Here is a 21,398-nt window from a genome sequence, read left to right on the forward strand (position 1 = left end):
CCAGCCCGCTTGCGCGATGATCCCCGGCATGACGCTCTGGCCGCCCTTCGATATCCGCATCAGCACTCCGGGGATCACGCTCCGCCTCGCTTCTGATCCCGAGCTCGAGGATCTTGCGGTTGCCGCCTGCGGTGGGATCCTCGCGCCGGGTGAGGAGAAGTTCCTCACCCGCTGGGCCCAGGCATCCTCTCCCGCTTTCGAGCGCGGCTTCATGGCCTACCACTGGCGATGCCGCGGAGAGGCAGGGCCCACGGCCTGGAGCCTTCCGTTCTGCGTCTTCCTGGACGACCAGGCCGGGGCCGTGGGTGTCCAGGAGCTGTCTGCTGACCACTTCAGCGACTCCCTTCGAGTCCGATCGGGATCCTGGCTGCTTGCCAGCCACCGGGGGCGTGGGATCGGGACGCAGATACGAGTCATGGCTCTGGAGTTCGCCTTCCGGGCCCTCGGGGCGAGGGACGCGATCACATCGGCTCTCGCGAGCAACGGCGCGTCCACTGGCGTGAGCCTCCGCGCCGGCTACCGTCCGATCGGCGAGCACATCGCGATGCTCGACGGGGTAGCGACTCGCCTGCCCCACTTCCTCCTGGCCCGGGAGGACTGGATCTTCCGTCCGGACATCCTGATCAGCGGCCACGAGGCGAGTCTCGAGATGCTCGGGGCGCCGCGGCGAACAACGGACTGATGTTCAGGGGTTGAGTGCGCGGCCGTGGGTGGGGCTGGCTACCCACATTCGCCCCATCACCGGGGACTCTTTGCATTAGATGACCTCGACCGCGCGCTCACAGAGTAGGACACGGGTGGGGCTCTATCGCTCGTTGCGTGCCGCCGACCGCGCGGACCGCCATTGGGGTCAGCGACCCGCGTCGGCTCCTCTCCAGCTGATCCCCGGGACCGTCTCCAGGGGCGACGTGGAGGCGACCCAGGCACGGCGAGGTCGGCCTCAGGGCTCGCGATCGTGCGAGGGAAGCGAGTCGAAGGCGCTTCTGATGGCGTCGAGCAGGCCACAGGGCATGCGCGCGTCGCCGGATGGTGGGATCAGCCGCACCGTCCGGGATCCGAGTAGGGCGCAGCCGAGCAGCGCGGCCAGCTCACCCCGAGCCTCGCGCTCCTCCGCGAGCGGCGGCGCCAGCGGGGAGGATGGGTTTCGCGTGAGGCCCTCCGCGCTGATCAGCACCTCCGGCATCTGGCCGAGCTGGGCGGTGAGATCGACGGGCCCTGGCGCCTCGAGGCGGAGTGCCCAACGGGGGAGGACCTCCAGGCTCGGGTGGACACCGACGCTCCAGAGCTCGTAGGCGGGGTGCGGAGGCGCGATCACGAGATCGAGCCGATCGCGGGCACACTGGCGAAGTAGTCGTCCGAAGCACATCTCGGCCATCGAGTGGATCGGTGTGAGAGTCATCGCGTGCGAGCGTATGTCATCGACGGTGCTCCGACTGCCGTACTCGCGCGTGGCAGGCGCTAGGGGGTGGTCTCAGCGGCGATTCGCGCGGATGAGAGACCACGGAGCGAGACAGCTTGGTCAGCGACATCTGACGGTGTCGCTTTTGGAAGAATGGCGCCGGTGCGGGTCCGATCGCCCGAAGATGCGGCGCGCTCGTTCCCTTCGGGTGCCCCGACCAAGAGGGGATGAAGTGGCCAGGAGAGCCTCAGCGTCCGCCCGTCGGCGGAACGTCGGCTGAGGCTCTCCTCCACGGCCCGGCCCAAAGGGAGCAGCTGCCGTGGTTGCTGCTGATGGCTCGTTCGGCCACCTCACCGGAGCCTCCATCCCCGTCGGGACCAGGAGGCTGCGGAGCCCGTGATTGGACGAAGACTAGGTGCGTGCCGCGCGGGGTGGCCGGGCTCTCGCCTACCGGGACGGAGGGATGAGAGGAGTCGCGTCGCCGCTGGCGATCGCTGAGGGCAGGCGCTCGACGGCCCGGCCGATCCGCCTCGCCCGCCGGCCGCGCAGGTCGTGCTCGATGAACAGGTGCGTGACCTCACCGCGCCTGATGGCGTGGGCGTCGAGGGACTCGAGGATCCGGGTCGCTTCGATCACCTCGCCCAGGCGGCGAGGCCTGAGGGCGAGGCACGCGAGCCGACGGCCCCATCCTGCGGCGCCGACCCGCGAGCGGCAGAAGCGAATCTCACTCAGACCCTTGCCGATCCGCTCTGAGAACGGCCCCCGGAGGACCCGGTAGAGCTCACTCATCACCAGGTCCGGAGGACAGGTCGTCTGGTGGGCGGTGATCCGGCCGTCGTCCCTGTCGGTCTCCCAGCACATGGACATGGAGAGTGTCGGTGCGCGTGGCGACGGCGCTGATGTCTTGCGAGCGGCGCGGGACGATTCCCATCGTAGGTTTGAGAGGTACGGGAGCCGATCGGGCCCTGACACCGACAGGATGATGAGGGAACGGCTGTGACGCTCTTCAGGAAGGCGGTGCTCGCGACCGTCATCGGTATCGCGAGCGGCTTCATCCTCGGCGGTATCGCCCTCGGGCTGACCGTCTTCGCTCGGGCGGTACCCGGGATGGACTGGTCGTCGTTCCTGTTCGGGCTCGCGATCGCTCCGTCGCTGGCGGTACTCGTCGGAATCGCCCAGGTCGTCCGTGAGGTCTGGGATTACCGCTCGGTCTTCATCAGACGCCCCTTCTGCCACGAGCCGATGGGGTTGGGAGAGATCTGCTGGCAGGTGAAAGGGCACCGCGGGGAGCACTCGGTCTACGGCAACCGCCGTGAGCGCAAGGCACACGAGGGCTGACGCGCAAGCCGGGCCCGGCCGATATCAGCGTCGGGCGTCGTAGCTTGTGCCCGGCTGGATCTGACCAAGGGGAGGAAGAATCATGGGTGTCGCGTTCCTGTGCACGGTGGCGAGGATCGATGAGGACCGGGCGCCCGACTGGGCTGCCGCGCAGGAGGCGATCGAAGCCTTCTCGATCGAGACGCTCGCCGAGGAGGACGACCGCGACCCGTCCCTCTACGTCTTCAACGACGTCACCGACGAGCAGGCCCGCGCGTCGCTCGCCTCGGATCTGGCGGACTTCCGCTCCGAGATCGAGGGACCGGGGCCGATGCTCGCGTGGGTGGTCGTCGGCGGTTCCCGGATCTACATCACCGGCGGCATGAGCTACGGCGACGAGCCGAACGAGCTCTTTGGGAGCATGGTGCGACTCGAGGAGTGCGGGGTCCTCAGCGCGGCCGGCTTCACGAACCACTGACCCCACGCGCCCGGTGCCGCCGCCCGGTCCCTGACAGGGGATCGGAGAAGGCGGCGCCGGGCGGGCGCGCGTTCCCATAGTCCGCTCATGCCCGTGGATGGAGCCTGGTGGACGCCAGATCAGATGCGACGGCTCCTCGCGATGACCCCTGATGAGTCGATGAGTGCCTCCGAGGCCTCCTCTCTGGTGATCGAGCACATGCGGGCGGGAGTCAGAGAGCTCTCCGCCGGCGAGGCGCGTCGCCAGGCGGTGCAGATCAGTGGGGGGATCGACTCAGCCCTCCTTGCGGCGAGCCTCGTCGCCGAGGGCATGAAGCCCACCTGCTATGTGGTCGGAGACGGCCCCGAGAACGCCGACATCTGCGGCGCTCGTGAGGTCTGCGGGGCCCTGGACCTGCCGCTGGTCGAGATCATCTGGGATCCCGAGGACGTGGCGCATGAGGTGGGCGAGATGGCGGCGATCAAGAGGTCGCGGTCGGTGTTCGACATCGCCTATGGGTTGCTCGAGCAGGCGGTGATCGATCGCCTGGACGCCGACGGCGTGGATCGCTTCTGGACCGGCAACGGCGCCGACATCCTGCTCGCCGGCGGCCGCGAGCCGCGTGAGTTTGGCGATCCATGGCGCATGGCCGAATGGGAGCGTTCGGTCTGGGAGTCCATGCTCCCAGTCTGGTTCTGGCGCTCATGCTTCGCTCCGGGCTGGAAGCGCGACCACCGTGAGCGCGAGCCGTTCCGCGGACTCGAGATGGCGAGTGCCGTCCGTCAGATCCCGCCGCGGCTCTGGTGGGGGGATGGTGCCGACAAGCTGCCGTTGCGGCTCGCCGCGGTGCGCCTCGGTGTCCCCGCCTCGGTGGCCTTCCAGCAGAAGGCGGCCGCCCAGATGTCCAGCGGCGTCTACGGGGTGATCGCCCGGGACATGCTCGAGCGCGTCGACGACGAGACCGACCTGCGGGTGACCAGCCCGCCGGTTGAGGCAGCGGATCTCCTGCTGGCGGTCCGCATCTGGGTGGCATGGCACGCAGACCGCGCAGGCGTCGCTCCTCGACGGGACGCCCAGCCGCGCGCGATCCCGAGCTTTTCGCAGATGCTCGAGATGCTCGACGTGATCGCCTGAGCATCCGGCGAGAACTCGGAGCGGTTGCCCGCTACCGCTGCTTGCATCGGTCCCATGGCGCGTGGGACCCAGTCGATCACGAAGCGCACCGCGGCCCGACCGCGCTCCCACTCCACCCCGCGTCGCCCCGGGCAGCCACTCAGCGACGCTGAGCAGAGGCGCTACGCCGAAAGTCTGATCGGATCCGCGACGGGCATGAGGGCCGGCGACTGCGTCGTGATCGACACGCCCGGAGGTGAACCGGAGGCGGTCTCACTGGCGGTCTCGCTCGCCGAGGCGGCCTACCGGCGCGGGGCGTCTGAGGTGATCGTGGCGACGAGCGGTCCGACGGCGCAGCTGCTGCGCCAGTCCGGCGTTCCCGCACACGACGCCGCGGGCTCTGAGGCCTGGGCAGAGGCCGCCCACGCGCCGGAGCGCCACTGCCTGATCACGGTCAACGACGGGGAGGCCACCGGGGATCCCATGCGCCACCTCGAGCAGCTGATCGATGATGACCACCTGCCCTGGTCGATGGTCTACGCACCCTCTCTCGCCGTCGCGCGGGCGGCCTATGACGAGGTCCTCGCCCGCGAGGGGGCCGACGCGGCGGTGCGGGCCTACGCCGTGGACCTCCTCCGCTTCAGCCGCTGCGGCCCCGATGACCCGCCGGGGGCCTGGGAGACACACGTCCAGGCGCTCCATGCCCGGTCCCGGCACCTGAACGGGCTCGACCTCGAGGCGATCCAGATCGAGGACCCGGACAACGGGACCGACCTGCGCGTCGGCCTCCTGGAGACCTCAGCCTTCTCTCCGTGTGAGTGGGCGACCAAGGACGGCCGGCGCTTCGGCTGCAACATCCCGAGCGAGGAGATCTTCTGCTCACCTGATCCCGCCCAATGCGAGGGGACGCTCTCCATCTCACGCCCGATCACCATGACCCTCGGGCCCGAGCAGGCCGCGGATCTCGCGCTGTCGGATGCCACGGTCGTCATCTCGGCGCTCCAGGGGCGGATGAAGGGAGGCGCGCTCACGCGCGAGGGCTTCGGGGCCTCGGTCCCCGCGCTTCGCCGCGCGGGTCTGGAGGCCGAGGAGATCAACGACATCGTCTGGGGGCTCCTCGACGTGGACGCCGGATCCCTCAGACCCGGCGAGCTCGCGCTCGTCCCCTCCGACGGACGGATCGGCTCGAGCGAGCGCGTCTTCGGCGTGACCAACCTGGATGAGAACGCCGGCCTCCACCTCGCGCTCGGGCTCAGCTACCGCGCCGGCATGGCCGCAGGACATGAGGACGACCCTCGGCGCAACCGCTCGGGCGTCCACCAAGATCTGACCCTCGGTACACCGGGGATGCGAGTTTCCGGGATCTCCCGGGACGGCACCCGTAGCGTCCTGATGGAGAACGGCTGCTGGACCATCTGACCATGAACGACGCCACGCAGACCACCGCAAGCTGGACCTGGGAGACCGCCGAGGGCAGTCGCCTCGGAGTGAGCGACGATCGCTCGTCCGCCGAGCGCATCTGCCGAGGCCTCGCGGTCGAGGGCTGGAGTGGAGGACCGCAGCTGATCGTCCTCCGCGACGGCGAAGGCCGTGTCCTCTGCCGGTATCTCCCCGACGGGCGCGTCGACGTCGTCCATGACCCAGTCCTCGAGTCCGCCCTCGGCTCGTCTTCGGCCCAGGAGGGGGGCGCGGCGGTGATCGAGGCGAACCGCCAGCACCGCGTGAGTCGGACCCTGCGTGCGGCCGGCCTACCGGCCGACCATCTCTTCCGGCCGATCTTCGTCGCGATCGACGCGGCTGGAGCGATCATCACCTGGGATGAAGACCCGGCTCGCGTCGTCGGTACCGAAGGTCGTGGCGGCGTGGTCTGGCGCACCGACAGCGGCTCGGACATCTCCGGCCGGCTGCGCACCATCACCGCCTGAGCAACGTCGTGGACCGATCAGCCGGCGGCCGGTGGAGATCGAGGGTGCGGCGATCCGGCCTCGAGCTCCGGCGGCGAGCGGTCCGGGATGTCGTCTATTGGAGGCATGACGATCACCGAGACTCCCCAGGACTTCTTCACGCGCCACCTGCGGCGCAGCCTCCCCGCCCCCGTCGACACCGAGCTCGACACGTACCTTCGAGGGGCGATCGCCGGCCTCGGAGTCGAGGGACGCACGGCCTTCTACGCGAGCACGTTGCCGCGCCCTGACGGCACCGATGACGGTCCGGTCATGCTGTCGCTGATGCGCCTCCACGTCGCCGGTGAGATCACCGCATCGATCCTCCTCGTCGACCCGGCCACCAGGACGTCGCTCGGCGAGTACGCGATCGGTGAGGTCCTCCCGATCGGTGAGCCCGTCGAGGCGGCCGGTCGGACCTTCACGCCCTCGCTGGACGACTTCGCGGTCTTCTTCCGCGCGCCGACCCCCGAGGGCGCGCCGGTCAGTTGAACTCGGTGCCGCCCTTGCGGGTCAGGTAGTCGGGGGAGATCACCTTCAGGATCACGCGTCCGAGCGTCGGGTCGGTGCGCTCTGAGACGGGGCGCACGACCACACCCTCGCGCATGTGGAGCTCGCGGCCGCTGATCTGCTCCGAGCCGGAGGCGGCCTGCTCGAGCGCCTCGATCGAGTGGGGTCCCCGGTAGAGCACCGGTGCGTCCGGGATCCCCATCTGGGCGAAGAGCGCGGTCTTCTCGTCGTGGTCGAGGAAGCGGCCATCCACCTGGATGTCGAAGGCCCGGAAGTCGAGGTGGCCGTTGTCGGCGCCGTAGTTGAGGTCCTGGACCCCGAGGGTCTCGCCGAAGAGCGTGATCCGCTGGGCGCCGGTGCGCTCGGCGAACTCGCGCAGGCGCTCCTCGACGGCGAACTTCTTAGCCATCTTCCAGTAGGCGTTCGTCGACTCACCCTTCTCATCGAGCGTGTCGAGCAGCGCCAGGCCCTTGCGTCCCTGCCCCTTCGACGTCACCGCGAAGTGCCCGTCCACGAGTGAGAAGTTGCTGCAGCTGTTGTGGACCACCAGCCCGTTGGCGATGAAGTTGGCTGTGCCAGTCTCGAGGTCGTAGAGCCGGTTCTTGCCACCAGAGGCCCCGTGGTAGGGCTCGACGGACATCACCCGCTGGGGGCGCAGAACAGGCTTGAAGCCATCGACGGCGCTGGGCATCCAGCCCGTACTGCCCCGGTAGTGCGCTGGCAGCTTGTACTGCATCACCGGGGGGATGAACGGTGCGATCAGCATCGCCATGCGCTCGGTGTTCTCGGCGTTCAGGTGGATGCGGCCGTTCCCAGGGTCGCGTTCGTAGTTGCGAACGGTCGCGTGGAGCCCGAGCCGCTCGAGCGCCGCGACCAGGTTCTGGATGCTGGTGGGATCGAAACCGTTGGTGGCGAACATGGCTTGGTCGAGCTGTCCGGCGTTGCGCTGCAGGCTGCCATCGTCCATGTACCAGCACGCGACCGCCAGCGGTCCCAAGCTGGGGATGGCGCTCTCAGGGAACCTCTTGCGGCCATCCTCGCCGAACCAGTCGACGAACATCTCGGCGATCAGCGCACTGGTGATGGTGCTTCCGGCGATCATCTCCGTGCCGTAGCCGCTCGTGCGTCGGCTGGTCACCGGATGGGCCCACTCGCCCAGATGAGCGAGAGTCCAGTCGACGTACTCGCGGTGCGGCTCCATATGGGAGAACTCGACTCGGCGGACTCCGGATGTCTTCACCCCGGCCAGCGAACCATCGCCGAGCATCGTCCCGACCAGGATCTGCTCGACCATGGGAGGAAGAACGAGATCAGTGCGGGAGACGAAGACCTCGTCGCCGACCTTGATCTCATCAGTCCGCACGAAGCCTTCGGCATCAGCCCCCGTGTTGTCCGGCGACCAGATGCGGTGGTTGTCGGTGAGGTAGACGCTCAGCCAGGCCGGGCCACGGCCTGCTTCGACCTTGGAGACCTGGAGGCGCCACCATGGTCTCTCGCCGCGGGGGCCGTTGTCGAACGTGTTCAGGACCGGCGTGGGGATGAGCTGGCCGTTGGCGTCTACGCCCATGACCTCGCCCGCAAAGCCCTCATCGACGAGTTCACGGATCGGGCGCCAAGTGAGGTCCGCCATGAGGATGCGCGTGTCGGATCGGAGGCATCCGTGGCTCTTCTCCGTTGCGGCGACCTCCTCACCGGGGATGAGGACGTCCGGGAACCGCTTGATGTTCTCGATGTCGTGGTAGCCGACGGCGGCGGGGTCCTGGATCACCTGACCGCTCAGCTCGACCGGGATCGGGGCCTCCCACTTGACGATCCCGAGCTCGGCCGCGTAGTCGTGGCCCTCCTGGAGGTACATGCGCTTGGGCCGGTAGATCAGGCCCTGTGAGAGGATCCCGCGCAGGCGCATCGCCTTGACGCGGTTCTTCTCGGAGCCGGCGAGCTTGCCGGTGAGTCCGAGCTCCTCGAGGATCGGGGCGGGGACGATCGACTGCTCAGGGATGTAGAGCGCGTAGTCGCCGTCGCGGTAGAGCCCCTTGGGGACGATGCTGAGGTAGCCGCCGACGCGGGCGAGCTCGATGCGGTCCGCGTCCGGGTGGGGGCTGATCTCCAGGCGGTGCGCCTCGACGGCGAACCCGGGACTGGCCGCGACCGGTGGCGTTGAACTCACAGGGGCGGCCCCCGCGGCTGATGGGATGGAGCGTCCTCGACTCATGTGAGCGAGGGTGCCAGCGGGGTTCGGCTTCCTGCTGATTCTCAGCATCCAACGCGCCGGTGCTGGCACTGTCGAAGCCGTGATATCGACCCTGGTAACGCACCCTCATCCCGGCTTGCGTGAGCGGTGCGGGCCCGTGTCCGACTTCGGCCCCTACCTCGCGGAGGCCGCGTCCCAGATGGCCGAGCTGATGTCGAGCTCCCACGGCGCCGGGATCGCCGCGCCGCAGGTCGGCTGGCTACAGCGGGTCTGCCTGGTGGAGACCCGCCGCGGGCTTCTCGTGCTCGTGAATCCGCGCATCAGCGCCCACGGTCCGGAGATCGAGCTCGGGGAAGAGGGCTGCCTGTCGATCCCGGGCGTGTTCGGCACCGTCGCTCGTCGCCGGTGGGTGGAGATCGAGACCCAGGACCTCGAGGGGCAGAGGCGGCACCTGCGGCTCGAGGGCTTCGAGGCGCGGGTCGCCCAGCACGAGATCGACCACCTCGACGGGATCCTCTTCATCGAGCGCCTCGACGCCGCCGAGCGCCGGCGCATCCGCTCCTCAGGCGCAGCCGGCATCAGGCTGATGACGCCCAGGAGCGACCTCCACGACCCCACCCCGGCAGCGATCCTCGGATCCCGCGGTGCCGCATGAGCTGGCGGGCCGCCCCGAGCCTCGACTGTCACTGCACGAGCTGCCAGCTCACCGCGGCCGCTGGTCGCTCCATCTCCTTTGCGACTTCCTCCACTTCCGGAGGATCCGGGGGCGCTTGCGCGTGGAGCCCGCCGGCCAGCCCGAGGGGCAGAACTGACCCTGCTGAGGAGGTCCACCGCAGAAGCCGGCGGTCCTGTCATTGCCGTTGCTAGCGTCCTTCACGGCAAGTATTCACGGCTGCGGCTACTGGATCACGGGGCGCCCTTCGGGGCGTCCTTTGTCGTTGTGGATCTCCGTCGCCGCTCACGGCATCGCCGGATCTGATGCCGTTCGGGGCGGCAGACGCTGTGGTCCAGGCGCGAGCAGCGTTTCGCTCCAGCGTGTCAGGGCGGGCGCGGCGGGCGCGGCGGCCCGGCCGGCGCCTAGTGGGTGCGCTCGGTTCGCGACTCGTAGCGCAGCTGGAGTGGGCCGACGGCCAGGGTCCAACGGTAGAGCGGTTTGGGCCACCCCTTGGCCTGCCAGGTCGGCGGCCAGGCGCCCGCAGCGCGCGGAGCGACCCATGCGCGCGGGCGGATGACCGCGACGAGGCGGCCGACGCGGAAGGAGCGGAGGGCACTCACCCGGGCACCCCCGGATGGCGCCAGTCGCAGCGGTCGGCCCAAGACAGGCCGTCGATCTGTTCGGCCAGCGCGATCAGAGTGGTGCGGAACCGCTCGATGAAGGCAGCCGAGTCCCAGAGAGCGGGGGCGATGAACTCGTGGCCTGCAGGGTCGCTCATGGGCGCGGCCCTCCTGTCACCACGCGCCCGAGAGCAGAGCGAGGACGGCGATCTGCGGGTTCCAGCCGCTCAGGAGGGCCTCGACCGCGCGGATGTCGGAGATGTCCTCTCCTCGCGCCTGGCGGCAGATCTCCTCGTTCAGGCGCGCGCGCAGGTAGCCCACGTTCGCCTCGCTCGGACGCTCGTCGTATGCGATGCCGACCCCGTCCATCAGTCCCCGCAGGGCGGCCTCGAGGGTCTGCCCGCGGTAGGTCGTGTCGGACCATTCGCCACGGACCTTCTCCGCCTCGACGTGGTAGCTGGCACCCGTCCCCTTCCACCAGGCCACGCCCTCAGGGAGTGCGGCCGAGGCGACGCCGAGGAGGTAGCGGGTGTAGAGGTCGCCGAACCGAACGCGCCGCTTGTCGTCCTCGTTCTCATAGGTGCCGGTCTGCGGCCAGCGCAGGGAGGCCTCACGGGACATCTCGTCGAGGACGATCTTCGCCCCCTCGAGGTCGTTCCCGCCCAGCCGGGCGATCATCTGCGAGAGGAAGGGCGCGGCGATGGTCTCGGACGCCTCGGTCGCGTAGGCGTGGAAGATCCGCCGGTAGCGCGCGTGGGCGGTCTCCATCTGCTCGGGGGCGAGCGGCTCGTTGTCGTTGGCCATCGTCGTCGGGCTCCTTCGCGGGTGAGTACCCGGAACATAGGTCCCCGACGGCGCGCTGCATCTCCGACCGTGTGAGTGAGTCCCAGATCCGCTCGCACCCGATGACGGCTTCGGCGCCGGGCATGCACCGGCCCCCGGCGGACCTATCTTCAGGGCATGGCTGAGATCACCAGACCCAAGATGACCCGTGAGCAGGTGGACGCCGCGCACCGAGAGCTCATGGAGCGGATGCGGGCAGCCGGCCGAGCCATCGGGGAGAAGACCGTGAGCGCCGAGCAGCGTCAGGCCCTCGAGGACCGGCCCGCCGAGTTCCACGACATGCGCGTCCGCGTCAGCCTCATGATCGACCGCGCGGCCTGGGCCGAGTACGTCCTCATGCTGGACGGCTGCGACGCCCTCGCTGACTGCGACCGCTCGGACCTCGTCGCCGAGGCGATCTTCCTGAAGGCGACTGACTGACCCTAAGCCGGGGCCACGCTGACGCCTGGCTAAAGGGCGAAAGCGCGGTGCTGCCTCGACGATTCCCGGTCCGCCCTGATCGCAGCAGCAATCGGTACTGTGTCGGTTGTGAGCGCGGCCGACGATGAAGCGGTCCCCCTGGCGCCCCACGGTCGCGGGTTCGAGGCCTTTACCAGCTGGGCCACCGTCGTGCGCGCAGACGGCGTGGTGCAGACGCGCCCGCCCAAGTACTCCGAGCTGCCCTCACGGGCCTCGATTCAGTTCCCGCGAGGAGTCGGATACCGCACCGCGATCGAAGACCTCTATGAAGCGCGTCAAAGAGGACAGGAACTGCCGGCCAACGCTGAGATCGCTTCACCCCTACCCGAAGGCGTCGTGCTTCGGGTTGTGGAAGGGCGCCTCACCGTGGACTCCGCCGCGCCCTTGGGCTACGACCCAGGCGACGGCACAGTGATGACACCGGAGTACACCCTTCCGGCCTCTCTGAGTCCAACACAGCTGAAGGCGCTCTTCGACGAGCAAAGAGCTATGGGGCTGCCGATGCCGAGGGGGGCGACCCTTTTGGTGCCTGACCTTCCGCTGTGCCAGGTTCTCCTTGAGAGTGGCGCTTCCGGCGCATGCCATGACGACAGGATCAGCCCGGCAGAGATCGACTGGGCTCTCCGATAGAGACTTGCGCCCCCGAGCTCTCCCGGAGAGTTGCCCGAACCGATAGGACGAGGATTGCGTCCGGTTCGTCGAGGGCGAATCGGTCGCGAGGATCCGGTGACACGCCGACCTGCTGTCGAGTCGGCTCCGCAGGCTGGGCGCGCGGAAGGCGCCCAGCCTGCGGCTAGGTCGCAACCTCGCGCGGATTGCCTAGGCATCGAGCGGTTTGGCCACGAGGAGGCTCGCCGCTTCAGCAGCCTGGCTTGATGCCCGCGTCGGCAGTGCGGCACGGAGGGCATTGCGAAGGCGGTTCTACGGTCTCGCGTCCCAAGGGTCGGTCGGGTCGCGCTCACGGCGGATGAAGGGCCCGAGCGCCCCGATGAGGGGGGAACGACCCTATGGCTGACTGCGACCGGTCGGACCTCGTCGCCGAGGCGATCTTCCTGAAGGCGACTGACTGACCCACGTCGGGGCCGCGCTGGTGCCTGGCTGCACCGAAGCGCAGGCGTCTTACGTTGGTCGCAAGGCAACACCTCGTCAGGAGTGTCTGATGCCGCTGTATGAGTACATCTGCCCGGCCGGCCATCGCACCGAGGTGTTGGCGCGCCTGGGTGATCCGGCGCCGGCGTCCTGCCCTCACTGCGAGGACGAGAGCCCCGTCGCACGTACCCTCTTCGCGCCGGCGATCCACTTCAAGGGTACGGGCTTCCACAACACCGACAACGCCTCCAACCGGCCCCGCAGCGGCGCCCTCGGCTGAGCGCGACAGATCCGAGTCGTTCCCATCGCTCGCATCTAACGTGAGGGCTATGGCCAGGGGATGGAGTAGAAGGGGAGCAGGTCACGCGACCACCGCACCGGGTGGTCCCCCGGTGTCCCATCCTCTTGCTCACCTTGGTGCGGAACCCCGCCCTTCCCGGACAAGGCCGACCACACCGACCTTTCCACGCACCTTCGAGGGCGTCTCCGGCCACTTCACCGTCGAGTGCGAGAGCAACGACTTCACGGGGCTGCCGTCCGAGCCGATCGTCGTCTTCCACCACACCGCGGACTCGGCGATTCTCGGGGGCGTCTTCGCCCCGGTGGGAAGGGCCCGCATCCTCGGCCCCGCGAAGCTGCGGGCCCTTCTGGTCTCGGACCCGGAGGTCCGCGCTGAGGTTCGTCGCCTCAGTCGCTGAGGACGGTCCGGCTAGTTCCGGGCTGGCGTGATCACCGGGTGATCACGGTCTGATCACCCGCTCCGGCCAGCTCAATGCGAGCATGAGTTGATGACGCCGTCGGCTCGATCACAGGGTCGGAGTGAAGCGGCTGAGCATCTGCTGCGATGAGCCAGGAGGTGGTACGCTCGCGCCTGGATCCGCCGAGCGGATGAGAGGCCCCCTGTGAGACCATGGAACGGCTGGCTTCGCTGGCGCGGCCGCAGGACCGCGGGTTGGATGCTCTCCACCGCTTTGCTCGGGGTGGGCGCCGCCGCCGTCCTCGGCTCCGCGACGGCGCAGGAGACTCCGCCCTCCGAGCCTGCCCCGAGGTTCCTCGGCCTCACCGTCGCCGAGTCGGAACAGGTCGCTGCTGCTGCTGGCATGTCTCTGATGCCCATCAGGTGGAGTGTCCGTCCGGGCTTAGCGGGTCGAGTCGTCGCTCAGAACCCAGAAGCAGGAAGTCCGCGATACGCCGACAACCAGGTGCTCCTGGATATCTCCACTGGTCTCCGCCCCAGCAGGCGGCCGGCGCTCGAGTTCCGCACCACGGGAGGAGCCGCTTACTGCCAGGTCCAGACCGCTGCGGAGCCAGTCGACGATCTTGTCTGCTGGCACCCGCGGACCGGGAACATGGTGAGGATGCCGATCGGAACGGGCTTGGGCTCCTCTGACCTCTTCAGGAACGTCCGGGGAGCGAAGGGGGCCAGGCCGAAGGGCTTTCGGACCGTGGGCTTCGGCGCGAGTTGGCGTCGGGGCAGGCTGAACTGCTACTCGAACCGCAAGGCGCTGACCTGCAGCATCGACGACCTCCACTGGTTCCGACTCGGGCGTGTGAAGGGCTTCTCAGCGAGGGGCGAGTGACGAAGGGGGCCCGATTCGCCGGCCACGGCCGCGCATCGTCCCCAGATTCGTCGGCCGGGCCGCTCCTTGGCAGCTTCGCCCCCTAGAGACGACGTTGGCACGGCCGGACGGGCGACTGTAGGCTCGCGCACCTATGACGAGATCGCGTGTCCTGCTCATCGCCGCAGTGTCAGGGGTGGCTCTCGGCTTCGGCGCGACCCCGCTTGCGGAAGCGCGGCCGTCGGCGAGCGGCCCCTGGGTCGTGAAGGAGCTCGGTCAGGCGCGGGCCATCATCGCCGGCCACCGGACCCGCTCGGGCCCTCAGACACTCGCCGCTTTGATCCGCACCTGGGGGCCGGCGGCGAGCCTCACCCTTCGCGCGCGCCAGGGCGTATGCATCGCGGTCTGGAGGAGGCCGGCCGCCAAGGTGAGCCTGCGCAACTACGGCGGTGGGCCTCCGGGCACGACTCTCTGCAGCCCCCAGGTCGGCCGCATCTCCGTCATCGACACGGTGGGCAACCGGTGGCGGACGAGCCGGGGGCTGGCGGTCGGGGCGGCTGAGTCGTCGATCACGGCACTCCATCCGACGGCGTTCATCGCTCCGAGCTACATCAGCCCTCCGCGCACCTGGGGCCTCGCCGCCTACGAGACCATCGGCTACGAGGGCGACCCGGTCACCGTCTCCGGCGCCTACCTGAACGTGAGGAGCGGGCGCGTCGCGGGGTTCCGCGCCGTCGTCGGCGCCGAAGGGGAGTAGCTGGGTGGCGGGGCGATCCACTCGGGCGCGACCTCGCAGCCTCCTGCGCGCCACACTCGCCGTCGGCCTCGCCGCCGGCGCGGGGGCGGGGTCTGCCGCAGCGGCCCCATCGCCGGATGGGCCGTGGATCGCGAAGGACCTCGGCAAGGGACGGGCGGTCGTCGCGGGCTTCCCCGCTCACACCAGCACGCCGACCCTGACCTCCCTGGTGCGTGCGTGGGGGCAGCCGGCACGTGTCAGCTTGCGGAGCGGTGAGTGCCGGGCGATCTGGGACGCCCCGGCTGTCCGAGTGAGCCTTCGTACCCTCGGGTCCATCCCTGACGGCTCGAACCTCTGCACTCCCGGGGTCGGTCTGATCTCGAACATCCAGACCAAGGGACCGCGCTGGCGCACGGAGAAGGGACTCCGCGTCGGCGACCGTGAGTCCCGCGTCAGGCAGCTCTACCCGGCCGCCTTCCGGCGCGACCCGGTCTTCGGGCGCCAGTGGGGGCTGCGTCCGATCACCACCAACCGCTTCGGCAGGCCGATGAAGGAAGCGGGCGTCTATGCGAAGGTCTCCCGCGGGCGCATCATCGGCTTCTGGATCTCCGTGGGCGCCGAGGGCGAATAGCGCCCGGCAGCGCGCCGATCATCCACTCGGCGGTCAGACGGGAGATACGCTCAGCGGGGCTCGGCTCGACAGGTGTGGCTGGCGCTTGTCAACCACGGATCGATGGAGCTGTCGGGGCCGACCCGGTCAGTTGCTGCGAACGACTGACCGATGTATCAACAGCGACCGGTGGGCGGCTCGGTAACCGCCGTGGCAGGCAGGTCAAGGCGGGGGCGTGGTCGGGCGGATGCCGGCGATGGCAGCGATGGGGGAGGCGGCATGCGTTGTCCAGGTCCGGTCGGCGTCCGTTGGTAGCGCGGCTCCGCGGAGCCGCGCTCTCCACGACCGGCCCGCGGAAGCCACGGACATCGAGATGCGCGGAGGAGGGTTCCTCGTGGCAGCACCCACCCACGTGCCAGTCGGCGCGCCTCACCGGCGACCCCGCGGGCTCGTGGCGGTGGTGATGGCCGGGCGTAGCCGTCGGGGCCGGCTCCTCATCATCGCGATCAGCCTGGCGATGGCTACAGTCGCCGCCCTCGGGCTCGCGGGACCGTCGGCTGCGGCACCGCCACGAGTCACCGTGATCGGAGACTCGGTCCAGGCCTCCTTCGGCTTCGCCCCCCAGGCGACCAGGCGCCTCGGGAGGGGGATCGATCTGCGCGTCGACGCCCGGGTCTGCCGTCGGCTGACGACTGCGAGCTGTTCGGGTGGTGGCGCGGGAACCCCTGAGAACGCGCTGGCGCTCGTGCGTCGGCTCGGCCCGGCTCTCGGGCCGGTGGTGGTGATGAACGTCGGCTACAACGACGACCCCGCCGCCTTCGACATCGACTCGATGCTGGCGGCCCTGCGGAGCGCCGGTGTCCGCTCGGTGATCTGGGTGACACTGCGTGAGCAGCGCAGCTCCTACTCCACGATCAACGCCAGGATCCGTGACCGCGCATCCCGAAGGCCATGGATGAGCGTCGCCGACTGGAACGCCTACAGCGCCGGCAAGCCCTGGTTCGCCGGCGACGGCCTCCACCTCACGAGCGGAGGCGCCTACGCCCTTGCGGGTCTCCTTCGCGACGAGGTGGGGAAGGGTCTCGCGCAGATCGGCATCTCGATCGACGGTCGGTCGCCGACGCGCCAGACACGAGAGGTCTCCGCCCCGAGGGCGGGAGCGGACATCGCCGGCGACCAGCGCGCGCTCTGGGTGTCCGACGCAAGGACCCTCCGACGGCGCGATCCTGAAAGCGGGCGTCCCCTTGCCGGGAGTCAGCGGCTCGGGGCGGGGGACCGCCTGATCTCTGACGGCCTCGGGAGCTGGCTGGTGAGCGGCAACCAGACCACGATCGCGCCGCTCTCGGGCCGGGAGGCGGATCCGATCGGGCCGGTGATCGATGTCTCCGGGCCCGCGCCGCGCCTCGCGCGCGCCGGCGATCGGCTCTGGGTGGCGACCCGCTGCGCCGCAGGCGACGATGGTTGCCTCGACTCCAGGGGGCTGTCGTCGTTCGATCTCCCGGCGGGGAGTCGCACGAGGGCCGCCCTCGAGGGGCCCGTCATCGCCCTCGCCGCTTCACCACGTGCGCTCTGGACCACCATCGGGCCGTCGGCGTCTGCGCGTAGGGTCCTCGAGCTGCGGCACGCCCAGACCGGGCAGGTGCGCCGCTCGATACCTGTCGCCTTCTCCGCCCGGTCCATGGCCGCCACGCGTGGCGGGGTGTGGATCACCACCTTCGACGGCCGGCTTCTCACCACCCGGCCGAAGGGTGCGGTCCGCAGGGTCCAGCGAGGCGTCGCGGCGGTGATCTCCGATGGCGCAGATGAGCTCTGGGTGCTGCGCGCCGATCGGCGCACCCTTCAGCGACTCGACCCGCGCAACGGGCGTGTCCTCGTGTCGGCCCGCTCCGGGAGCCGCCTCTCGGCGTCCCGCGATCACATGGCCATGACCGGCACCCGACTCTGGATCGCCGGGGAGCGGGAGAGCGTCATCGTTTCCGTCGCCCTCGGCGCCGCGAGCACCCGATGACGACGCACGACGGAACCTCGACGACGGGGACGGGCGCCCGCCGCCTCGGCTACATGCCGGGGATCGATGGCCTTCGCACCGTCGCCGTCGCCGCGGTGGTCATCTACCACCTCGGGGCGGCGTGGCTTCCGGGCGGCTATCTCGGCGTGGACGTCTTCCTCGTGATCAGTGGCTTCCTGATCACCTCGCTGCTGCTCGCCGAGCATCGCGTCTCCGGGCGCATCGACCTGCGGCGCTTCTGGATGAGGCGGGCACGGCGGCTGCTGCCGGCGGTGCTCGTGATGATGGCCGTGGTGCTCGCCTACATGCTGGTGATGCACGCCGGTGAGGTCGGGCGGCTGCGCGGTGAGGTGCTCGCGGCGCTCGTCTACGTCATCAACTGGCACTTCATCTTCGCCGACGTGCCCTACTTCGAGCAGTTCGGACGACCGTCGGTGCTGCTCCACCTGTGGTCGTTGGCGATCGAGGAGCAGTTCTACCTCATCTGGCCGCCGCTCCTCGTGCTCGGCCTGCTGGCCGTCGGCCGGCGCGCGATCCTCGGCCTCGTCGTCCTCGCCGCTGTGGGGTCCACGGTCCTCGCGTGGGCCCTCTATGAGCCCTTCAGCGACCCCTCGCGCATCTACTACGGCACCGACACCCGCGCCGTCGCATTGCTGGTCGGAGTCGCCCTCGCCCTGGTGCCCGGGGCGATCAGGTCCGTAGACCCGGATCCCGGGAACCGTCTCCGCCGCCGTGGGCGGGAGGTGGTCGGCTTCCTCTGCGCCGCCGGAGTCCTCGGCTTCATGTTCACCCTGGGCGATCTGGATGAGCGCCTCTACCAGGGTGGCTTTCTCGTGGTGGCCCTGGCGACGGCGGGAGTGGTGGTCGTGGCCGCCGATCCGACGTCTGTGATCGGCAGGGCACTCGGGACGGCTCCCCTGGTCTGGCTCGGGCTCCGCAGCTACGGCATCTACCTCTGGCATTGGCCGGTGATCATGCTGACCCGCCCGGGTGTCGACGTGCCGCTTGATGGGGCGGCGCTGGTGGCGTTGCGCGTCGCCCTCACACTCGCCGCCGCGGCGCTCTCCTACCGCTTCGTGGAGGTCCCCTTCCGCCGCCACGGCTTCGCGGGCCTGCGTCGGGCTCTCGGCCAGGGAGGCGGACTCCTCGGACGTCCGGTGAGGATCGCCGCCGCCTCGTCGGCGGTTCTCGCGGTGGCCGCCCTCGTCTTCGCCGTCGCTCTCGCCCCCACCCAGGCGGTGAGCGTGCCCGGCCTCAGCGCCGACGGCCGCGCCGGCGGCCAGAGCGAGGAGCCGCTGGTGTCGGACCGCGACGGGGCGGAGCCGCAACTACTGTTCGTGGGGGACTCGGTGATGCTCGGCGCCTCATCCGCCCTCCAGACCGCATTCGGTGACAGGGCGATCGTGGACGCGGCAACCGGCCGCAGGTTCCCCGAGGGGGCGGCGATCGTGAAGGGGCATCTGCGCAGGCTCGGGCCGGACACCGTCGTCGTCGTCCACTTGGGCAATAACTACTTCGTGGAGCCGACTCAGCTCGAGGGGCTGCTGAGTGAACTCGCAGACCGCCCGCGTGTCCTGCTGGTCACGGTCCGGGTGCCGCTGCCCTGGCAGGACTCGGTCAACACCGCCATCACAGACGCCGCGGCCGCCTACCCGAACGTCACCGTCGTCGACTGGTTCTCCCGCTCATCCGCACCGGGGCTGCTCGTCGACGGAGCCCACATGAACGAACGCGGCATGCGGCTCTACACCGAAGAGATCCAAGCGGCTCTCGACGAGGCGCCCGACAGGCGATGATCCACCTGGACATCCCACACCAACGAGGAGCGACATGCTGAGGACTGATCTGAGGGTCGCGGGCGGGGTCATCGGTCTCTCCCCGCGCGCTCAGCGGCGTCTCATCGCCGCCGTCGCGGGGGCGAGCGCGGTAACCCTGCTCGCCACCATCCCCGCGATGGCCGAGGCCCGCATCGTGCCGGGGAAGACCGTCGCCGGCGTCTCACTCGGAGACGGCGCGGCCAAGGTGAAGCGGGTCCTCGGGGAGCCCGAGCGGGGTAGCAACGTCCTCAACTACCGCTACGTGAAGCGGCACGGGCTCGGGGTGTACTTCATCGGCGGCAAGGCCTTCGAGATCACGGTGCTCCGCGGCGCTCAGGCCACGCCGAACGGGATCAAGGTCGGCTCAACCGCGCGGGCGCTGAGCAAGGCCTACCCGGCGGCCCGGTGCCGAGCCGCGGTCGCCGGCAACAAGACCGAGTGCCGCCTGCCGGCGCGCTTTCGCAAGAAGGCGACCGAGACCCTGTTCACGGTCAAGAACTCGAAGGTCGTCAGCATCGCCGTCCGCTTCGTCTAGAGGCGGTTGATGACGAGGTCCTGCCCGGCGCTGATGCGCCCCACGCTCGCCCTGCTCGCGATCGTCACCGCGATGCTTCTTTGGGCATTACCCGAGGGATCCGCCGCGCCGCGGGTGACGGTGATCGGCGACTCCGTGCAGGCCTCGTTCGGCTTCGCCCCCCAGGCCACTCGCCGGTTCGCCTCGCCGGGACTGTCGGTGCGCCTCGAGGCCGCGGTCTGCCGCAAGCTGAGCTCACCCGGGTGCCTCGGAGGCCGCCCCGAGTCCGCGCTCGCTCTCTCGGGCGCGCTCGCATCAGGGCTCGGCGACGTCGTGGTGATGCACATCGGCTACAACGACTTCGCGGCTCGGTACGACATCGACTCCGTCCTTCGTGCCCACCGGCGCGCAGGCGTGAGGGTGGTGGTCTGGGTGACGCTCCGGGAGGCCCAGAGCCACTACGCGACCACCAACGCCCTGATCCGCTCCGCCGCCCGCCGGGCGAACGCACGAGGCGGCCTGCCGCTGGTTCGCATCGCCGACTGGAACTCGGCCAGTGCCGGGCGGCCCTGGTTCACCTCGGATCAGATCCACCTGAACTCGGCTGGCGCGATGGGCCTTGCCGGCCTCCTGCGCGAGAGCGTCCTCGCGGCACTCGCCGATGTCGGCACGTCCGTTGACGGCCGGCCCGCCACCACCCGGGCAGATACCTATCCGCTGGGGCGCCGGGTGGACCGGATCGCCGGCGACGCTGATGTCCTCTGGACGTCCTCGGCGGGCCGACTCGGGGCCCTCGAGCCGGCGAACGGGCAACGCCTCCCACGAGCGGGGCTGCTGACCCCGGGGGAGGACCTCGACTCGGATGGCCGGCGCGCCTGGCTCCGCGATCCCACTGGTGGACTGCTGACCCAACCTGCTGAGCGAACCTCAGGAACCGCCGGGCTTCGCGTCGATGGCGTCGGCGCCGATCCGCTCCTGGCCCAGGCCGGGCCCTGGCTGTGGTCGATCGCCAGGTGCGGGTCCGGTGATCCGGTCTGTACCGCGAATCAGGCCCTGCGCGGGGTCCGCCTCGCCGACGGCCTCCGCAGCGACCACCTGCCGGGTGTCCGGGTCGTCAGCATCGCCGCTGACTCGCGCGCGCTGTGGCTCCTGGTCGAACGGGGCCGGGGATTCCGCCTCGAGCGTCTGGATCCGGAGACCGGTGCCCTCGTGCGTTCGACCAGGCTCTCGGGTCGATCAGCCTTCAGTCTCGTTCAGGCCACGCGCCGAGGGGCCTGGGTCCTCGCCGACAACGGGCAGCTGCTCGGCGTGGATCGCAGCGGCACCCCGCGCAAGATCCTCAGCCGGGTTCGGACGATCGCGGCGGCAGGTGATCAGCTCTGGGCTCTGAAGGCCAACCGGCGGACCATCCTGAGCCTCCACCCGGTCTCCGGGGCCGCCCGCGGGCAGGCCACCGTTCCGCGACGGCTCTCAGACCAGATCACCTTCACACGCGACTACGTCTGGGTGCTGTCGGCCTCAGGCAGACAGGTGCTGCGGCTCCGGCGGACCTAGACGC

At 69.8% G+C, this 21,398-nt stretch carries 23 protein-coding genes; 18 read left to right on the plus strand and 5 right to left on the minus strand.

Annotation, left to right across the window (positions count from 1 at the left end; all coding sequences use genetic code 11):
- The first annotated feature begins 28 nt into the window (after positions 1 to 28).
- A complete protein-coding gene (locus IU369_RS19820; protein WP_217924959.1) occupies positions 29 to 682 on the plus strand; it encodes a GNAT family N-acetyltransferase in 654 nt (217 codons plus the stop codon).
- Positions 683 to 940: 258 nt separating this feature from the next.
- Here IU369_RS19820 and IU369_RS19825 read toward each other — a convergent pair whose 3' ends face one another.
- Together IU369_RS19825 and IU369_RS19830 are read right to left on the minus strand one after the other, a co-directional pair.
- Positions 941 to 1,399 carry a hypothetical protein gene (locus IU369_RS19825; protein ID WP_217924960.1) on the minus strand — a complete coding sequence of 153 codons (459 nt, stop codon included), beginning with the start codon at positions 1,397 to 1,399 and terminating at the stop codon, positions 941 to 943.
- 447 nt (positions 1,400 to 1,846) lie between these two features.
- A complete protein-coding gene (locus IU369_RS19830) occupies positions 1,847 to 2,260 on the minus strand; it encodes a hypothetical protein (protein WP_217924961.1) in 414 nt (137 codons plus the stop codon).
- Between the two features lie 135 nt (positions 2,261 to 2,395).
- Between IU369_RS19830 and IU369_RS19835 the strand changes: the two genes are divergently transcribed.
- The 6 genes from IU369_RS19835 to IU369_RS19860 all read left to right on the plus strand — a co-directional run bounded on the left by IU369_RS19835 (position 2,396) and on the right by IU369_RS19860 (position 6,721).
- Positions 2,396 to 2,737: a hypothetical protein gene (locus IU369_RS19835; protein ID WP_217924962.1), complete on the plus strand. Its 342-nt coding sequence runs from the start codon at positions 2,396 to 2,398 to the stop codon at positions 2,735 to 2,737.
- Positions 2,738 to 2,819: 82 nt separating this feature from the next.
- Positions 2,820 to 3,194, plus strand: coding sequence for a hypothetical protein (locus IU369_RS19840; RefSeq protein WP_217924963.1), 375 nt, complete (start codon positions 2,820 to 2,822; stop codon positions 3,192 to 3,194).
- An 87-nt stretch (positions 3,195 to 3,281) separates the two neighbouring features.
- Positions 3,282 to 4,307, plus strand: coding sequence for an asparagine synthase-related protein (locus IU369_RS19845; protein WP_217924964.1), 1,026 nt, complete (start codon positions 3,282 to 3,284; stop codon positions 4,305 to 4,307).
- Between the two features lie 54 nt (positions 4,308 to 4,361).
- Positions 4,362 to 5,705, plus strand: coding sequence for an aminopeptidase (locus IU369_RS19850; RefSeq protein WP_485020632.1), 1,344 nt, complete (start codon positions 4,362 to 4,364; stop codon positions 5,703 to 5,705).
- A 2-nt stretch (positions 5,706 to 5,707) separates the two neighbouring features.
- Entirely contained in the window at positions 5,708 to 6,211 is a 504-nt protein-coding gene (locus tag IU369_RS19855; protein WP_217924966.1) for a hypothetical protein, read from the plus strand.
- Positions 6,212 to 6,316: 105 nt separating this feature from the next.
- Positions 6,317 to 6,721 (plus strand): hypothetical protein, encoded by a 405-nt coding sequence (locus IU369_RS19860; RefSeq protein WP_217924967.1) that lies wholly within the window; start codon positions 6,317 to 6,319, stop codon positions 6,719 to 6,721.
- On the opposite strand, the gene IU369_RS19865 is transcribed toward IU369_RS19860, so the two are convergent.
- Positions 6,714 to 8,951 carry an RNA ligase family protein gene (locus tag IU369_RS19865; protein ID WP_217924968.1) on the minus strand — a complete coding sequence of 746 codons (2,238 nt, stop codon included), beginning with the start codon at positions 8,949 to 8,951 and terminating at the stop codon, positions 6,714 to 6,716. The two genes, IU369_RS19860 and IU369_RS19865, sit on opposite strands and share 8 nt — an antisense overlap.
- A gap of 79 nt (positions 8,952 to 9,030) precedes the next feature.
- On the opposite strand from IU369_RS19865, the gene def reads away from it, so the two are divergent.
- The gene (gene def, locus IU369_RS19870; RefSeq protein WP_281426266.1) at positions 9,031 to 9,585 is read left to right on the plus strand and encodes a peptide deformylase; all 555 of its coding nucleotides are present in this window, start codon (positions 9,031 to 9,033) and stop codon (positions 9,583 to 9,585) included.
- A 616-nt stretch (positions 9,586 to 10,201) separates the two neighbouring features.
- Here def and IU369_RS19875 read toward each other — a convergent pair.
- Entirely contained in the window at positions 10,202 to 10,363 is a 162-nt protein-coding gene (locus IU369_RS19875) for a hypothetical protein (protein WP_217924970.1), read from the minus strand.
- Between the two features lie 16 nt (positions 10,364 to 10,379).
- The gene (locus IU369_RS19880; protein ID WP_217924971.1) at positions 10,380 to 11,009 is read right to left on the minus strand and encodes a hypothetical protein; all 630 of its coding nucleotides are present in this window, start codon (positions 11,007 to 11,009) and stop codon (positions 10,380 to 10,382) included.
- Positions 11,010 to 11,165: 156 nt separating this feature from the next.
- Here IU369_RS19880 and IU369_RS19885 point away from each other — a divergent pair, with 156 nt between their 5' ends.
- From IU369_RS19885 to IU369_RS19930, 10 genes are all read left to right on the plus strand, one after another.
- Positions 11,166 to 11,468, plus strand: coding sequence for a hypothetical protein (locus tag IU369_RS19885; protein ID WP_217924972.1), 303 nt, complete (start codon positions 11,166 to 11,168; stop codon positions 11,466 to 11,468).
- A 108-nt stretch (positions 11,469 to 11,576) separates the two neighbouring features.
- Positions 11,577 to 12,137 carry a hypothetical protein gene (locus IU369_RS19890; protein ID WP_217924973.1) on the plus strand — a complete coding sequence of 187 codons (561 nt, stop codon included), beginning with the start codon at positions 11,577 to 11,579 and terminating at the stop codon, positions 12,135 to 12,137.
- A 529-nt stretch (positions 12,138 to 12,666) separates the two neighbouring features.
- Positions 12,667 to 12,876, plus strand: a complete 210-nt coding sequence (locus tag IU369_RS19895; RefSeq protein ID WP_217924974.1) for an FmdB family zinc ribbon protein — start codon at positions 12,667 to 12,669, stop codon at positions 12,874 to 12,876.
- A gap of 676 nt (positions 12,877 to 13,552) precedes the next feature.
- On the plus strand, positions 13,553 to 14,176 hold the full coding sequence (locus IU369_RS19900; protein WP_217924975.1) for a PASTA domain-containing protein: 624 nt from the start codon (positions 13,553 to 13,555) through the stop codon (positions 14,174 to 14,176).
- Positions 14,177 to 14,309: 133 nt separating this feature from the next.
- A complete protein-coding gene (locus IU369_RS19905) occupies positions 14,310 to 14,912 on the plus strand; it encodes a hypothetical protein (protein ID WP_217924976.1) in 603 nt (200 codons plus the stop codon).
- A gap of 289 nt (positions 14,913 to 15,201) precedes the next feature.
- Positions 15,202 to 15,522 carry a hypothetical protein gene (locus IU369_RS19910; RefSeq protein WP_217924977.1) on the plus strand — a complete coding sequence of 107 codons (321 nt, stop codon included), beginning with the start codon at positions 15,202 to 15,204 and terminating at the stop codon, positions 15,520 to 15,522.
- Positions 15,523 to 16,081: 559 nt separating this feature from the next.
- Positions 16,082 to 17,509 (plus strand): SGNH/GDSL hydrolase family protein, encoded by a 1,428-nt coding sequence (locus tag IU369_RS19915; RefSeq protein ID WP_217924978.1) that lies wholly within the window; start codon positions 16,082 to 16,084, stop codon positions 17,507 to 17,509.
- Entirely contained in the window at positions 17,506 to 19,305 is a 1,800-nt protein-coding gene (locus IU369_RS19920) for an acyltransferase family protein (RefSeq protein ID WP_217924979.1), read from the plus strand. The genes IU369_RS19915 and IU369_RS19920 overlap by 4 nt, the downstream gene beginning before the upstream one ends.
- A gap of 34 nt (positions 19,306 to 19,339) precedes the next feature.
- Positions 19,340 to 19,861: a hypothetical protein gene (locus IU369_RS19925; RefSeq protein WP_217924980.1), complete on the plus strand. Its 522-nt coding sequence runs from the start codon at positions 19,340 to 19,342 to the stop codon at positions 19,859 to 19,861.
- A gap of 9 nt (positions 19,862 to 19,870) precedes the next feature.
- A complete protein-coding gene (locus IU369_RS19930) occupies positions 19,871 to 21,394 on the plus strand; it encodes an SGNH/GDSL hydrolase family protein (RefSeq protein WP_217924981.1) in 1,524 nt (507 codons plus the stop codon).
- Positions 21,395 to 21,398 lie beyond the last annotated feature (4 nt).

The organism is Miltoncostaea oceani (assembly GCF_018141545.1).
GTDB lineage: Bacteria > Actinomycetota > Thermoleophilia > Miltoncostaeales > Miltoncostaeaceae > Miltoncostaea > Miltoncostaea oceani.